At 40.8% G+C, this 15,903-nt stretch carries 13 protein-coding genes, 1 other RNA gene and 1 other annotated feature; of the genes, 12 read left to right on the forward strand and 2 right to left on the reverse strand.

All coding sequences use genetic code 11. The annotated features are described in order from the left end of the window. Positions 1-57 precede the first annotated feature (57 nt). Complete coding sequence (locus BIV60_RS01655; protein WP_071354008.1) at positions 58-2,253, forward strand: RelA/SpoT family protein; 2,196 nt, start codon at positions 58-60, stop codon at positions 2,251-2,253. A 12-nt stretch (positions 2,254-2,265) separates the two neighbouring features. Continuing rightward, positions 2,266-2,718 carry a D-aminoacyl-tRNA deacylase gene (dtd, locus tag BIV60_RS01660; protein ID WP_071354009.1) on the forward strand — a complete coding sequence of 151 codons (453 nt, stop codon included), beginning with the start codon at positions 2,266-2,268 and terminating at the stop codon, positions 2,716-2,718. A gap of 198 nt (positions 2,719-2,916) precedes the next feature. Here the strand turns inward: dtd and BIV60_RS01665 are convergent, their stop codons facing one another. Continuing rightward, positions 2,917-4,437, reverse strand: coding sequence for an N-acetylmuramoyl-L-alanine amidase family protein (locus BIV60_RS01665; RefSeq protein WP_071354010.1), 1,521 nt, complete (start codon positions 4,435-4,437; stop codon positions 2,917-2,919). 191 nt (positions 4,438-4,628) lie between these two features. Here BIV60_RS01665 and BIV60_RS29405 point away from each other — a divergent pair, with 191 nt between their 5' ends. The 8 genes from BIV60_RS29405 to BIV60_RS01700 all read left to right on the forward strand — a co-directional run bounded on the left by BIV60_RS29405 (position 4,629) and on the right by BIV60_RS01700 (position 12,591). Beyond that, complete coding sequence (locus BIV60_RS29405) at positions 4,629-4,805, forward strand: hypothetical protein (protein ID WP_177177199.1); 177 nt, start codon at positions 4,629-4,631, stop codon at positions 4,803-4,805. 61 nt (positions 4,806-4,866) lie between these two features. Next, positions 4,867-5,108, forward strand: a binding site (T-box leader). 58 nt (positions 5,109-5,166) lie between these two features. Further along, positions 5,167-6,438 carry a histidine--tRNA ligase gene (gene hisS / locus BIV60_RS01670; RefSeq protein ID WP_071354011.1) on the forward strand — a complete coding sequence of 424 codons (1,272 nt, stop codon included), beginning with the start codon at positions 5,167-5,169 and terminating at the stop codon, positions 6,436-6,438. Between the two features lie 12 nt (positions 6,439-6,450). Then, complete coding sequence (gene aspS / locus BIV60_RS01675) at positions 6,451-8,226, forward strand: aspartate--tRNA ligase (RefSeq protein ID WP_071354012.1); 1,776 nt, start codon at positions 6,451-6,453, stop codon at positions 8,224-8,226. Positions 8,227-8,285: 59 nt separating this feature from the next. Continuing rightward, positions 8,286-8,481: non-coding RNA, 6S RNA (ssrS, locus tag BIV60_RS01680), on the forward strand. Between the two features lie 157 nt (positions 8,482-8,638). After that, positions 8,639-9,406 carry a tRNA threonylcarbamoyladenosine dehydratase gene (locus BIV60_RS01685; RefSeq protein WP_071354013.1) on the forward strand — a complete coding sequence of 256 codons (768 nt, stop codon included), beginning with the start codon at positions 8,639-8,641 and terminating at the stop codon, positions 9,404-9,406. 130 nt (positions 9,407-9,536) lie between these two features. Continuing rightward, positions 9,537-10,379 carry a 2OG-Fe(II) oxygenase gene (locus BIV60_RS01690; protein ID WP_071354014.1) on the forward strand — a complete coding sequence of 281 codons (843 nt, stop codon included), beginning with the start codon at positions 9,537-9,539 and terminating at the stop codon, positions 10,377-10,379. A 341-nt stretch (positions 10,380-10,720) separates the two neighbouring features. Beyond that, positions 10,721-11,644 (forward strand): ABC transporter ATP-binding protein, encoded by a 924-nt coding sequence (locus BIV60_RS01695; protein WP_071354015.1) that lies wholly within the window; start codon positions 10,721-10,723, stop codon positions 11,642-11,644. Beyond that, a complete protein-coding gene (locus BIV60_RS01700) occupies positions 11,641-12,591 on the forward strand; it encodes an ABC transporter permease (RefSeq protein ID WP_071354016.1) in 951 nt (316 codons plus the stop codon). Before BIV60_RS01695 ends, BIV60_RS01700 begins: the two co-directional genes overlap by 4 nt. An 89-nt stretch (positions 12,592-12,680) precedes the next feature. On the opposite strand, the gene BIV60_RS01705 is transcribed toward BIV60_RS01700, so the two are convergent. Further along, positions 12,681-13,955: a replication-associated recombination protein A gene (locus BIV60_RS01705; protein ID WP_071354017.1), complete on the reverse strand. Its 1,275-nt coding sequence runs from the start codon at positions 13,953-13,955 to the stop codon at positions 12,681-12,683. 313 nt (positions 13,956-14,268) lie between these two features. Here BIV60_RS01705 and cymR point away from each other — a divergent pair, with 313 nt between their 5' ends. Then, a complete protein-coding gene (gene cymR / locus BIV60_RS01710; RefSeq protein WP_071354018.1) occupies positions 14,269-14,688 on the forward strand; it encodes a cysteine metabolism transcriptional regulator CymR in 420 nt (139 codons plus the stop codon). A 45-nt stretch (positions 14,689-14,733) separates the two neighbouring features. Continuing rightward, the gene (locus BIV60_RS01715; protein ID WP_071354019.1) at positions 14,734-15,876 is read left to right on the forward strand and encodes a cysteine desulfurase family protein; all 1,143 of its coding nucleotides are present in this window, start codon (positions 14,734-14,736) and stop codon (positions 15,874-15,876) included. Positions 15,877-15,903 lie beyond the last annotated feature (27 nt).

The raw sequence follows: 15,903 nt of genomic DNA on the forward strand, positions 1-15,903 counted from the left end.
GAACCAATCTATGAATGACATTTTTATAATAAATGAGAAGAAAAAAAAGGTGATTTCATGGCGAATGATCAAGTGTTGACCGCCGAACAAGTCATCGACAAAACAAGGGCATATTTAAATGATGAGAATGTGGATTTAGTCAAAAGGGCATATGAATATGCCAAACATGCTCATCGTGATCAATATCGAAAATCTGGCGAACCATACATTATTCATCCCATACAGGTGGCTGGCATTTTAGCTGACCTTGAGATGGACCCTGCAACGGTCGCTGCTGGTTTTCTCCACGATGTTGTTGAAGATACTCCTGTAACATTAAAAGATTTGGAGCAGGAATTCAATGAAGAAGTGGCCATGCTTGTCGATGGTGTAACAAAGTTGGGGAAAATTAAATATAAATCGCATGAAGAGCAGCAGGCTGAAAATCATCGAAAAATGTTTGTGGCCATGGCTCAGGATATCCGGGTGATTTTAATCAAGCTTGCAGACCGTTTGCATAATATGAGGACGTTAAAACATCTTCCTGCTGAAAAGCAGCGCCGGATTTCAAATGAAACATTAGAAATTTTTGCCCCTCTGGCACATCGTCTTGGGATCTCCAAGATTAAGTGGGAGCTTGAGGATACGGCATTACGATATTTAAATCCGCAACAGTATTACCGGATTGTTAACTTAATGAAAAAGAAGCGAGCCGAACGCGAGCAATATCTCGAAGATGTCATTGAGGAAGTCAAAGGGCGTTTGGACGAAGTATCCATTAAAGCAGACCTTTCAGGAAGGCCAAAGCATATTTACAGCATCTATCGTAAAATGGTGCTCCAAAATAAACAGTTCAGTGAAATTTATGATTTACTGGCTGTACGGATTGTGGTAAACAGCATTAAAGACTGTTATGCCGTATTAGGAATCATTCATACATGCTGGAAACCGATGCCTGGCCGTTTCAAGGACTATATTGCCATGCCTAAGCCGAATATGTATCAGTCCCTTCATACAACGGTAATTGGACCAAAAGGGGACCCGCTTGAGGTGCAAATTCGAACGACGGAAATGCATCGTATTGCAGAATTTGGGATTGCGGCCCACTGGGCATATAAAGAAGGTAAGACGTTAATTGATAGTGCTTCATTTGAACAAAAGTTAACTTGGTTCAGGGAAATTCTCGAATTTCAAAATGATACCGCGAATGCGGAAGAATTTATGGAATCGTTAAAAATTGATCTTTTCTCGGATATGGTTTTCATATTTACACCAAAAGGCGATGTGATTGAGCTGCCATCGGGCTCCGTCCCGATTGATTTTGCTTACCGAATTCATTCGGAAATCGGTAATAAGACGATTGGTGCAAAAGTAAACGGCAAAATGGTGACGCTCGATTATACCCTTAAGACAGGCGATATTGTCGAAATATTAACATCAAAGCATTCTTATGGACCAAGCCAGGATTGGTTAAAGCTTGCGCAAACCTCACAGGCTAAAAATAAAATTCGTGCATTCTTTAAGAAACAACGCCGTGATGAGAATGTCGACAAAGGAAAAGAGCTTGTTGAAAAAGAAATTCGATCGATGGACTTTGATACAAAGGAAATCTTAACTCCCGAGAACCTAAAAAAGGTTGCCGAAAAGTTCAACTTCATGAATGAAGATGATATGTATGCAGCTGTAGGCTATAATGGGGTTACTGCCCTTCAGGTTGCCAACCGTTTAACGGAAAAATGGCGGAAGAAACGTGATCAAGAGCAATCAGCGAGCGTCGCCAATGCGATTTCCGATTTGAAATCGTTCCCTTCTTCTAAAAAGCGCGAGTCCGGTGTAAGGGTTCAAGGGATTGATAATCTGTTAATCCGCTTATCCAGATGCTGTAATCCTGTTCCTGGCGATGAAATTGTCGGATTTATCACAAAAGGGCGCGGGGTTTCCGTCCATCGTTCAGATTGTACGAACATTGACTCGACTGATGCCCAATCAAGATTGATTCCGGTTGAATGGGAATCGTCTTTGAATGACCGCAAAGAGTATAATGTCGATATCGAAATAAACGGCTACGACCGCCGTGGCCTCTTAAACGAGGTATTGCAGGCAGTAAATGAAACGAAAACAAATATTTCCGCTGTTTCCGGCAGGACTGACCGCAATAAAATGGCGACGATTAATATGTCGATTGCGATTCACAATGTGGCCCATCTGCATAAAGTGGTTGAGCGGATCAAACAAATTCCTGATATTTATTCCGTTCGCAGGATGATGAATTAAGGAGCAAATGTGATGCGAGTAGTTGTACAGCGCAGTAAGAAAGCTAGTGTGACAGTTGACGGGGAAATTACGGGCCAAATTAACAGTGGACTTGTAATACTTGTGGGTGTTACCCATGATGACAAAGAAGCGGATGCGGCTTATCTATCCGATAAAATCGCGAACTTGCGTATTTTTGAGGATGCGGCCGGAAAAATGAATTTATCTTTATTAGATGTCGGTGGACAAATTCTCTCTGTTTCCCAGTTTACATTATATGGGGATTGCCGAAATGGAAGAAGGCCAAGCTTCATTGATGCTGCCCGGCCTGAACAGGCGATTGAGCTATATGAAACCTTTAATCGTTTTTTGCGGGAGAAAGGAATTCAAGTAGAAACCGGCCGTTTTGGGGCCATGATGGATGTCGCACTAACGAATGATGGCCCTGTCACCTTAATTATCGATAGCAAGGATAAAAAGGCATAAAAAAACTTGGCAGCCACCTGCCAAGTTTTTTTATTAGTAAAGAAAGTATAAAATTTTTGTCTTTGAGAATTGTCCAGCGCAAGCGTCCTGCCCCTCGATGGTCTACAGCCAATCCGTCAAGAAGGTTAAAGAGCAACGTTCTCGCCGGCTTGTCTTATGCTATGCCTGAGGCTGACCAAGGCGCTTGCGCTTTTCTAATTAGTTATCTTTAAAATATCTTGCGAGCCCGTTATAGAGGCCTGTTGCAGCCATTTCCTGATATTGTTCCGAGTCTAAGGTCATTTCTTCTTCCGGATTGCTTAAGTAACCCAGCTCCATTAATGCGGCATTTTGATTATTTTCACGAATCACATGATAGTTACCAAATCGAACTCCCCGATTCCTCAGGTTTGTTTGATGAAGGGTAGAAGAGTCCAAATACTGGGCAAGTGATTTTTGATAGGAATGATAATAATATCCAGTCATGCCCCGGATACTTCGATTTCCATTTGCATCATAATGAATACTGACAAAAGCTTCAGCCTGATAGGAACGGGCAATACTGACTCTTTCAGGAAGGGAGATATATGTATCACTGTTTCTTGTTAGGATGACATTCGCACCGCTTGCTCTTAATTTATCATATAAAAGTCTTGCAGTTCGAATGGTTAAGTTCTTTTCAAGCGTTCCACCAGGTCCGGTTGTACCTGTGTCTACACCACCATGCCCTGGGTCAATAACAATTGTTTTATTATTTAAATACGATCCAGCCCCTTTTTTCTCAACCGAAGGAGAAGAGCCGTTAATCGAGACGAGCCATCCTGCTACATATCCGATCGAGCCGTTTGTAAGCTTAATCGCATACCAATCATTTTCTACCCTTTTTACAGCAAATGAATCCCCTTTATTTGCCCGCTGAAGAACATCTGATTGGACATTCGGTCCCTTGCGGATATTGGTTCCACTGTTTACAATTGTCACCGTGTTTGCTTTCACTTTTAGCCCGGAACTGACATTGGGTGTCGTGATATCAAGATACCAGCCGGCAATCCATCCATATTGATTTGGCTCATATTCGATTTTTACCCAATCATTTTTCTCCTCTAAAAGGGAAAAGCGCTGGCCGCTGTGAACGGAACCGACAATGGTTGCATTTAACGTTGCCCGACTTCGAACACTAAGATTTCCTGCTGTTACCGTTCCCATTGTCCCCTCCGTGTTTGTGGTCTCCTCATGGGTCTTTTGGGAAGAATTTTGCATATCAAGATATTGACTGCTAACCCAGGCAATTTGTCCATTAAATTGAATTTGCGCCCAATTATTTTTGGTGCCGTAGACCGTTACCGTCATTCCATTTGAAAGCTTCCCGACAGACGAACTTACTGATGAAGGGGAGGTACGAACGTATAAGGACGGTACGGTGACAACACCGATATTTGTATTTAAGGTTGTAACGTCAGTGCCGTTATCATTTTTGGAAACTACCCAATTTGCCACCCAGCCGGATTGACCGGCCGCTATTTTGATTTCAATCCAATCGCTCTTTTCCTGAATAAATGTAAATTGTTCCCCTTTACTAGCCTCTTTCACCAAAGGATAGCTTAAACCTGGTCCTTCCCTAATGTTTGCTACTTTAGTGGAAATGGTAATGGTTCCGCTTGCAGCAATACTATTTCCACCAGGTAGAAAACCTGCCAGTAAAGTCAAACAGAATACGAGTATGATTAATTTTTGAGTCATCCTGTCTCCTCTCTCATTTATGCACTTTTCTATTATTTTATCGTAAAGATATGTGAAAATCATTCCTTTCTTGTAAAAAAAGACCAATATCCTTTTATTGAAAGCCGAAAATTCTTTCTTTATTCCTGCAATTTTTTCTATTGGTTGGAAATAATAGAGATTATAGAAGAATGATATGAGGTGATTGGTTTATGAGAGCAAGTGAAAAAGGAATGAATATCCAATCAATGGATGGCAGGATTTTTGGCGTTGATTTTCATGATAATATTCAAAAAGAACAGCATACCAATACAATTGAACTTGCTTCCGAATTTGGATTGAATATGAGAGATGTCAGAAGGTTAAAAAAACATCTTGGAAGGTCCTAAAACTCACTTGACAATCTTCCTGATGCTCCGTATTATTATATAAATAAAATGTCATATTTGGTCATAACTTATGATGGAGCACAGTAATTAAGCATAAAGCATGAAAAGAGAAGAAATGCCCTGGGCTGAAAGCATTTCTGCATGACACTTAATGAAGGAACACTCCGTAGGTTTCTCTCTGAAAAAGGTAAACTCTAGTAGGAGAAGAACGTTAACAGGCGTTAACTGTAAGAGCGGAAGAGTCTAATAATTGGGCTTTTCAACTAGGGTGGCACCACGGGAACTACAACTCTCGTCCCTTGTATTTTATACAAGGGATGGGAGTTTTTTATTTATACATATTTGCTGGGAGGAAATAGAAATGTCGATTAGCATTCCAAGGGGAACGCAGGATATTTTGCCAGGCGAAATTGAAAAGTGGCAAATCATTGAAGCCAAAGCCCGCGAGCTTTGTGAGAAATACCAATACCATGAAATTCGCACACCAATTTTTGAACATACCGATCTTTTTTCGAGAGGTGTAGGTGATACGACCGATATCGTTCAAAAAGAAATGTACACATTTGAAGACCGGGGCGGGCGCAGCATCACTCTTAGACCGGAAGGAACTGCTGCAGTTGTTAGATCTTTTGTTGAGAAAAAAATGTTCGGTTATGCACATCAGCCGGTAAAGCTTTATTACATGGGCCCTATGTTCCGCTATGAACGCCCGCAAGCCGGACGTTTCCGTCAATTTGTACAATTTGGCATCGAAGCCTTGGGAAGTAATGACCCAGCGATTGATGCGGAAGTGATTTCGTTGGCCATGAACTTATATAAAGAGTTGGGCTTAAAGAAACTAAAGCTTATAATTAACAGTCTTGGTGATAAAGAAAGCCGGATTGCACACCGGAATGCTTTAGTGAATCACTTCAAGCCAAGAATTGGCGAGTTTTGTCATGACTGTCAAAACCGTCTTGAAAAAAACCCATTACGGATTCTTGACTGTAAGCAAGACCGCGATCATGAATTAATGAAAACAGCTCCATCCATCCTTGATTATTTAAATGATTATTCAAAAACATACTTTGAAAAGCTGCAGCAATATCTTACTCAATTGGATATTCCGTTTGAGGTGGATGCAAACCTTGTTCGCGGTTTGGATTATTACAATCACACTGCTTTTGAAATTATGAGCAATGCCGAGGGCTTTGGAGCGATTACCACATTGTGCGGCGGCGGACGATACAACGGTTTGGCTGAGGAAATTGGCGGACCGGAAACACCAGGAATCGGTTTTGCTCTAAGTATTGAACGATTCATCGCTGCATTAAATGCAGAAGGTGTCGACCTTGAAATTAATCAAGGCATTGACTGTTATATTGCAGCACTTGGTGAAGAGGCTAAAGACTATACGGTCGGACTCTTACAACAATTGAGACTAGCTGGTTTTTCGGCTGAAAGAGATTACTTGGATCGAAAAATCAAAGCGCAATTTAAGGCAGCTGACCGCTTAAATGCCCGTTTTGTTGCCATACTGGGTGACGATGAGTTAAAAAATAACAAAATTACAGTGAAAAATATGGCAACTGGTGAACAAACAGAGATTGGTTTAGATTCATTTATTCAACACTTTCAAGAGTTGCATCAATAAGGGGGAAAAACAATGTTTGGCAGATCGTATTTTTGTGGAGAAGTTCCGGAAATAGCAGTAGGAGAAAAAGTAACGTTAAAAGGATGGGTGCAAACACGCCGTGATTTGGGCGGTGTCATTTTTATCGATCTTCGTGACCGTTCAGGAATAGTACAGGTTGTGTTTAACCCGGATTTATCAAAAGAAGCTCTTGAAGTCGCAGAAAAAATCCGTAGTGAATATGTTTTAGCTATTCAAGGAACAGTTGTTTCGCGTGAATCTTCGACTATTAATGAAAAAATTAAAACGGGGAAAATTGAAGTTCAAGCTGAAAAAGTTACCATCATTAATGAGGCAAAAACACCTCCATTTATGATTACTGATAATATAGATGTCTCAGAAGATATCCGATTGAAATATCGCTATTTAGATTTCCGCCGTCCGGTTATTTTCGAAACATTAAAAATGCGCCATCAGGTGACTAAACAAATTAGAAACTTCTTGGATTCTGAAGGGTTTTTAGATATTGAAACACCGATATTAACAAAAAGCACACCTGAAGGGGCTCGTGATTATTTAGTGCCAAGCCGGGTACATCCTGGTGAATTCTACGCACTTCCACAATCACCACAGTTGTTTAAGCAATTGTTAATGGTTGGCGGAATTGAGCGTTATTATCAAATTGCCCGCTGCTTCCGTGACGAAGACCTTCGTGCAGATCGTCAGCCTGAATTTACTCAGGTCGATATCGAAACAAGCTTTTTAAGCCAAGAAGATATCATGGGCTTAATGGAAAAAATGATGACGCAGATCATGGAAGAAGTTAAAGGAATTGAGATTCCTGCTCCTTTCCCGCGTATGACCTATGATGAAGCGATGAGCCGCTTTGGGTCTGATAAACCGGATACCCGTTTTGGTTTAGAGCTTGTCGAACTTTCCGAAATTGTCAAGGGTTCCGGTTTCAAAGTCTTCTCCGCTGCTGTGGCAAATGGCGGTCAAGTAAAAGCCATAAATGTAAAAGGTGCTGCGGAAAAATATTCGCGTAAAGATATTGATGCACTTACAGAATTTGTTGCCATTTACGGGGCTAAAGGCCTTGCCTGGTTTAAGGTTGAAGCAGAGGGAATAAATGGTCCAATTGCAAAATTCTTCTCTGAAGAGGAAGTTAATGCGATGAAGGCGACGCTTGAAGCAAGCGAGGGAGATTTAATTCTGTTTGTTGCTGATAAAAAGAGCGTTGTCGCGGATGCACTAGGTGCGCTTAGAATCAAGCTTGGCAAGGAATTAGATTTGATTGATCAAAGCAAGTTTAATTTCCTATGGGTAACAGACTGGCCATTACTTGAGTATGACGAAGAGGAAGGCCGTTACTTTGCTGCTCATCATCCATTCACAATGCCATTCAGGGAAGACCTTGAATATTTAGATACTGACCCAGGAAGAGTGCGTGCCCAAGCGTATGACATTGTTCTTAATGGATATGAACTTGGCGGAGGTTCTTTAAGAATTTTCGAACGCCCAATCCAAGAAAAAATGTTCAAGGTGCTTGGTTTTACCGCTGAACAGGCGAATGAGCAATTCGGGTTCCTTTTAAATGCCTTTGAATATGGAACACCGCCGCATGGTGGAATTGCCCTTGGGTTAGACCGTTTAGTCATGCTTTTGGCAGGCAGCACGAATTTGCGTGACACGATTGCTTTCCCGAAAACGGCAAGTGCAAGCGACTTGTTAACCGATGCACCAGGCGAGGTTTCCGAGGCGCAATTAAAAGAGCTTTATTTATCAACAATGGTAAATAAAAAGAAATAAAACGCTTTCACGAACCCTTGAATGCGGTTTTGATATATGCTATTATAAAACCAATCAAAAGAGTCCTGAAGTGTACGTTACATTACCTAAATATTGACCGAACATTATTTCTTCGGGAGTCTGGAGTTTTCTGGCAGCGTAAATGCCCCGGCCCGAGCGGTAAGGGGACTTACAAATCTGGAAGCAGGACACCCACCTGCTAAATGCGGGATCAATATGAAGGAACCCAAAAGTGACGGCACGATTGGGACTCTTTTCCATTTGTTGTCATTAACCTCCTATGCAGGAGGTTTTTATTTTCCCGTATTTTAATAAATCTTATCTGAATACTTGTTTTTATACACTGGTATGATATATTCTTATTCGGGAAAAAGATACATAAGGATGAAATTAATATATTGGAGTGAAATACATGCTGCATCAATTTTCTCGTAATGAGCTTGCGGTTGGTAAAGAAGGAATGGATATCATGAAAAACAGCACGGTTGCTGTTTTGGGAATTGGCGGTGTTGGTTCATTTGCCGCCGAAGCGCTTGCACGTTCCGGAGTCGGCCGTTTAATTTTAATCGATAAAGACGATGTGGATATCACCAATGTCAATCGTCAGCTAGTTGCTTTGTTATCAACGATTGGCCGTCCAAAGGTGGAAATCATGGAAGAGAGGATTAAGGATATTAATCCGGATTGTGAAGTAATTTCATTAAAAATATTCTACACAGAAGAAACCTATGAAGAAATTTTCAACCACAATATTGACTTTTTTGTGGATGCCTCTGATACGATTATCTATAAAATCCATTTAATGAAGGAATGTTTAAAACGGAACATCCCAATCATTTCAAGTATGGGTGCAGCAAATAAAATGGACCCAACACGTTTCCAAATTGCTGATATTTCTAAAACACACACCGACCCAATTGCCAAGGTTATTCGGACTAAACTTCGTAAGGAAGGTATTCGCAAGGGGATTCCTGTCGTTTTTTCCGATGAGAGTCCAATCGTTATTCGTGAAGATGTGCGCCAGATTGTTGGAAATGACAAAGCGGAGATTCGTAAAGCGAAAATGCCTCCAGCTTCCAATGCCTTTGTCCCATCTGCCTGCGGTTTGATTATGGCGAGCTATGTCGTTAGAGAACTATTAAAAGACATCAAAATTCAACGCGTTGCGGATGAAAAATAATTTGAAGCCCTGAACTTTTGGTTCAGGGTATTTTTTTTCAAAATCTCTAATAAAATCTTAGGAATTATTAATAAAAATAGTTTATTCTTAAAGAAAGTCTAATATTGGCATTTATAGGGAGAAGGATTGAATGGAAAAAATCATGCATATCTCCAGTGACTTGCGGGATTGGATTGTTCAAACATTAAGAAGTGGTGTAAATCCAGAATCAATCGTTGATGCAATGATTAAAAAAGGATTTGATCCAACTTTTTCTTACCGTACCATTCTACGAATTGTTGGAAATCAAACGATAAAAACTTCTACTCTTAGCGAGAGCCCCTATATTTATGAGATTCCCGAAATTGGGCGGAAGGGAAATGAAATTCAAACAAATGACCGCATAATTCATTTACTCTCCAGAATCAATCAACCATTTATTTTACAGTTTGAAAATTTATTAAGCTTTGATGAATGTGATGAGCTTATACACCTTTCTAAGGGCAGATTGCTGCCTTCACAAATCATATATTCAAAGACAGGGTTAGTAAAATCTGTACCTGGAAGAACCAGCAAAGGTATGTATTTTAAACTTGGAGAAAATCGTCTGATCGAAACCATTGAAAATAGAATCTCTGAATTAACCAATATTCCGATTGAAAATGGTGAGGGACTCCAGGTTTTGAATTATCAGGTTGGAGAGGAGTATAAGCCGCATTTTGACTATTTCCCTCCTGCCAGTATTAGTACCCATAGAGGGGGTCAACGGATTGGTACATTATTAATCTATTTAAATGATGTGCCATCAGGCGGCGAAACCGTTTTTCCAAAAGCAGGAGTATCCATTGTGCCAAGAAAAGGTACGGCCGTTTATTTCCATTATGGAAATAGTAAAGGACAAGTAGACCGAATGTCGTTACATACCAGTATTCCGGTATTAGAGGGAGAAAAATGGGTGGCCACGAATTGGATTCGACAAGGTAGAATCTATTAGCTAATAAAAGGAAGAGGGTGCCAATTGACTTTTGGGCACACTCTTCTTTTTCAGATAAGACTACTTTTCTGAAGGAATTGTTATGGTATATCTTTGGATTATTTCACAGCAATTGTACCTCCATTATTTTCAGCTGCTTATGTATTCTACATAGAATAGGATAAGTTTTCATACGTCTCAAGTCCTAGAAATAACTCATTCTTGAGCCGTTTTATTCGAGAAAAGGGGCAAATTATAATAAAAATTGGAAAGAATGACATCAAAACACAGGAAAAATTCCCAAATATAGGTTAAGATGGGATGGTGACATTTTTCAACATAGATAGAGAGGAGAAGATGAATTGGAATCCATTGTTGAATTAAAGAATGTAACAAAAGTGATTAAAGGAAGAACCATCATCGATCAGATTAGTTTCCAAGTGAATAAGGGTGAGGTTTTTGGCTTTTTAGGGCCGAATGGAGCCGGAAAAACAACAACCATCCGAATGATTGTGGGCCTAATGGGCATAACATCCGGTGATATTACGATTGGCGGGGCAAGCATTAAAAGTAATTTTGAAGAGGCAGTAGGTCATATCGGGGCAATTGTTGAAAACCCGGAGATGTATAAATTCTTAAGCGGATACAAAAACCTTGTCCATTATGCAAGGATGTCAAAGAGTATTACAAAAGAAAAAATTGATGATGTGGTGAAGCTGGTCGGGTTAACGGACAGAATTCACGACAAGGTAAAAACCTATTCTTTAGGAATGCGCCAAAGATTAGGATTGGCACAATGCCTTTTACATGACCCTGAGGTATTAATTCTCGATGAACCGACAAACGGGTTGGACCCGGCGGGGATCAGAGAAATTCGTGATTATTTGCGTCTGCTTGCCAGGGAAAAAAATATGGCTGTAATTGTTTCAAGCCATCTTTTATCCGAAATGGAAATGATGTGTGACCGCATTGGAATTATTCAAAACGGCCGGTTGATTGATGTTCAGCATGTCCAGGAATTTGTTCAAGGAAACGAAGTTATGTATGATCTGGAGGTCATTCCAAGTGAAACGGCCCGTTCCATCATTCAAAACCATTATGCAAATGTGAAAATATCTCATTCAAGAAATGGTTTATCCGTAGAATTGGCAAAAGAAGAAATACCGAACCTGATAAAATTATTGGTTGAGGGTGACGTTCAAGTGTTCGGAGTAAAAGAAGTGGCAAAAACATTGGAGGACCGCTTCCTTGAAGTAACAGGTGAAAAGGAGGAGGTTAAAGCATGATTAATTTAATTAAAAATGAATGGATGAAAATATTTAAGCGCCCGGGAACGTTCGTCATGATTGCAATTCTCCTTGTCGCGGCGTCGATTGTGGCCGGGTTTTTTAAATACCAGCAGTCAGGGAGTAAAGCTGCCGTTAATCAAAAGTGGGAGCAAAACTTAAAGCAGGAGAATGATGCATTAAAAAAGCAATATGAGCGAAGCGGTTCTAAAATAGAAAAACAATTTCTTAAAAAGGAGATTGTTACCAATGATTACCGGATTCAGCATCATATTCCCCCGCAGGAAAGCTACGATGTCTGGACATTTGTGAAGGATGCCTCCCAACTAATTTCATTAGCCGGGCTGTTTACAATCATTATTTCGGCAGGAATCGTTGCGAGCGAATTTAATTGGGGGACCATTAAGCTCCTGTTAATCAGGCCGATTAATCGAACGAAAATCTTACTTTCTAAATATTTAACGGTATTACTTTTCGCTTTATTCCTGCTGGCTGTCCTTTTTGTCTACTCAACGGTTATTGGTGCTGTTCTGTTTGGGATGCCGGATCAGGCTGTACCATATTTGAACTATAATAATGGTACTGTTACCGAGCAGAATATGATGGTCCATTTAATGATTTATTATGGTTTGAGCTCGATTGGAATGATCATGCTGACAACGATGGCGTTCATGATTTCGTCGGTGTTTCGGAATAGCTCACTTGCAATTGGGATTGCCATCTTTTTGATGTTCTCCGGAGGAAACATTACTCAATTATTAGCGTTGAAATTTGATTGGGCAAAATATATTTTGTTTGCCAATACCGATTTAATGCAATATTTTGAGGGAGCGCCGATGGTCGCAGGAATGACTTTGTCGTTTTCCATTGCTATGCTGATTGTTTATTTTGTTATTTTCCAATTTCTTGCATTTTTTATTTTTAAAAAGCGGGATGTAGCGGCATAATATTGTTGATATATGCTGAAAATGTGTCGATATCCTCTAAAAATGTGTTGATATCACATCAAAAGAAATAGCCTTCGCCAAGTCGAAGGCTATTTTTTCCTATTTGTTAGTTTTTCATAGACCGTTGCTAATGCCTGTTCAAATTTTCCTGTCCTTTTTGGTACATAGTATTGCTTATTTTTTAAACGATTCGGCAAATATTGCTGCGGAACCCAGCCATTGTCGTAATCGTGTGGGTATTTATAGTCAATCCCTCTGCCAAGCTCTTTTGCTCCTTTATAATGGGCGTCACGCAGATGGTCGGGTACTTCGCCGATTACACCTTTTTGGATATCCTCAAGTGCGGATTGAATCGCCAATACTGCCGAGTTGGATTTTGGCGACAAACATAATTCTATGACCGCATTGGCAAGCGGGATTCTAGCTTCCGGAAACCCGATTCGTTCTGCTGTTTCAATCGCAGCAAGGGTTCGTGCACCAGCCTGTGGACTGGCTAAACCGATATCTTCATAGGCAATGACCAAAAGCCGTCTGCTGATACTTACAAGGTCACCCGCTTCAATTAACCGGCCAAGATAATGGAGCGCTGCGTCTACATCACTACCACGAATTGATTTTTGAAAGGCGGACAAAACATCATAATGGCCGTCCCCATCCTTGTCGGCCGCAAAGCTTTTCTTTTGCAGGCATTCTTCCGCTGTTGCGAGGTCAATGTGAATGACACCGTGCTCGTCCTTGTCGCTGGAAAGAACAGCTAATTCTAGAGCATTTAACGAGCTTCTGACATCTCCATTTGAGCCGTTTGCAAAATGACTCAATGCTTCATCGGACACGACAACCTTTACATTTCCAAGTCCTCGTTCTTGGTCTTCTAAAGCCCTGTTCAAGGCTATTTTTACTTCTTCAGTCTCAGGCGGTTTCAGTTCGAAAATTTGGCATCGGCTGCGGATGGCCGGATTAATCGCATGATAGGGATTGCTCGTTGTCGCACCGATTAGGGTAATTAGTCCATTTTCTAAATAAGGTAAAAGGAAATCCTGCTTCCCCTTATCAAGACGGTGGACCTCATCTAATAGAAGTATTACTTTTCCGGACATTTTTGCTTCAGCGACGACGATTTCCATGTCTTTTTTGTTATTGGTTACGGCATTAAGGGTGCGAAAGGCATATTTTGTACTTCCGGCAATCGCACTGGCAATTGAGGTTTTGCCAATTCCAGGCGGCCCATATAAAATCATTGAGGTCAGCTGTTTTGCTTTTACCATTCTGGCAATAATTTTTCCATCAGCCACAAGATGCTGCTGGCCGACAACCTCTTCAATGGTTCTTGGACGCATCCGAAATGCTAGAGGTTTTTGCTGCATAATCATCTCTCCAACTATATTCTGGGTTTTCCTTGAAAATTGTCTAGCGCAAGCGTCCTGCCCCTCGAGGTCGCTTCGGTCCAGCCGATGAAGTCAAAAAACGACTTCACCGTCAGGCCTTCCAGCGCTTGTCGGGGCTGATCAAGGCGCTTCCGCTTTTCTTATAACGATATCATTTTTTCTGCAAAAAGCATATTAAAGAACAATGTGATATAATAAATAAATGCCTATCAAGTTACTATGGATTTAAATCCTATTGACATAATAAAAAATAATTTTAAAATAGAAAAATGTTGAATTGAGGTGCGATTAGATGAAAATATCGACGAAGGGCAGATATGGTCTGACCATCATGATTGAATTGGCAAAAAAATATGGGGAAGGTCCGATTTCTTTAAAAACAATTGCCCAAGCGAATGATTTATCAGAACATTATTTGGAACAATTAATATCTCCGCTCCGAAATGCCGGATTGGTCAAAAGTGTCAGAGGAGCATATGGCGGCTATATTCTTGCCGATCTTCCTTCCCAAATTACTTCCGGTGATGTCATTCGTGTTCTAGAAGGACCGATTACACCGGTAGAAGGGATTGAGGATGAGGAACCTGCTAAACGTGAGCTTTGGATCCGCATTCGCGATGCAATTAAGGGTGTACTGGACAATACAACTCTTGAAGATCTGGCGAGCCACAGCGAGGATGGCCAAACGGATGCTTATATGTTTTATATTTAATGTCAACAGTAATTGTATGGATTTCATTTGAATGAAGGTGAAATGATGGAACGAATTTACCTCGACCATGCCGCTACAACACCGATGCATCCGAGAGTAATGGAGAAAATGCTGGAGACGATGAATGAAACATTCGGGAATCCCTCAAGTATTCATTCTTTCGGTAGGGAAGCACGGCACAAAATTGATTTGGCGCGTGAAAGCTTGGCGAAAAGTATCGGAGCCAAAGAATCAGAGATAATTTTTACAAGCGGCGGGACGGAAGCAGATAATATGGCCCTTTTTGGGGTGGTTGAAAGTGAACAAGCGAAGGGTAAGCATATCATTACCTCGCAAATTGAGCATCATGCTGTGCTTCATGCCTGTCATAAATTAGAAAAGATGGGGTATGAGGTCACCTATTTGCCTGTAGATGAAACAGGTAGGGTGTCTGTTGCTGAACTAAAGGCCGCTTTAAGGGATGATACCATTCTCGTCTCCATCATGTATGGAAATAATGAAGTAGGAACCCTCCAGCCGATAGCGGAAATTGGTGAGCTTTTAAAAGACCATCAAGCAAAATTTCATACCGATGCAGTACAAGCTTATGGGATTGAAAAAATTGATGTGAACCAAACCAATATAGATTTATTGTCCGTTACCGCTCATAAAATCAATGGACCGAAAGGCATCGGTTTTTTATATGCTCGCGAGAATGTTAAGCTCGTGCCGCGTCAATTTGGCGGGGAGCAGGAACGAAAAAGGCGGGCAGGGACAGAAAATGTTACATCGATTGCCGGTTTTCACGAAGCTGTTTTGGTTTCGGCGGGAGAGCTGGCAGAAAAAAGAAACAGATATATCGGGTTTAAAGAGACATTTATTCAAACACTTCGGGAGCAGCAAATTGAATTTGCTTTGAACGGAACACTTGAACAATCGCTGCCACATGTATTAAACTTAAGCTTTCCCGGGACAAATGTTGAGCAAATGCTTGTGAATCTCGATTTAGCGGGAATAGCTGTCTCAAGTGGTTCCGCATGTACAGCAGGTTCCATTGAACCTTCCCATGTGCTGGTTGCCATGTTTGGAAAAGGATCCGAGCGGTTAATTAATTCGATTCGCTTTAGCTTTGGCTATAATACGACAACAGAGGAAATTGTCAGGGCGGCTGAAGATACAGCGAGAATTGTAACGCGCTTGAAAAAATAGATGCAAGAAGGATTTGATTGAAAAGAG

The sequence above is a fragment of the Bacillus sp. MUM 116 genome (genome assembly GCF_001866655.1).
Taxonomy (GTDB): Bacteria; Bacillota; Bacilli; order Bacillales; family Cytobacillaceae; genus Neobacillus.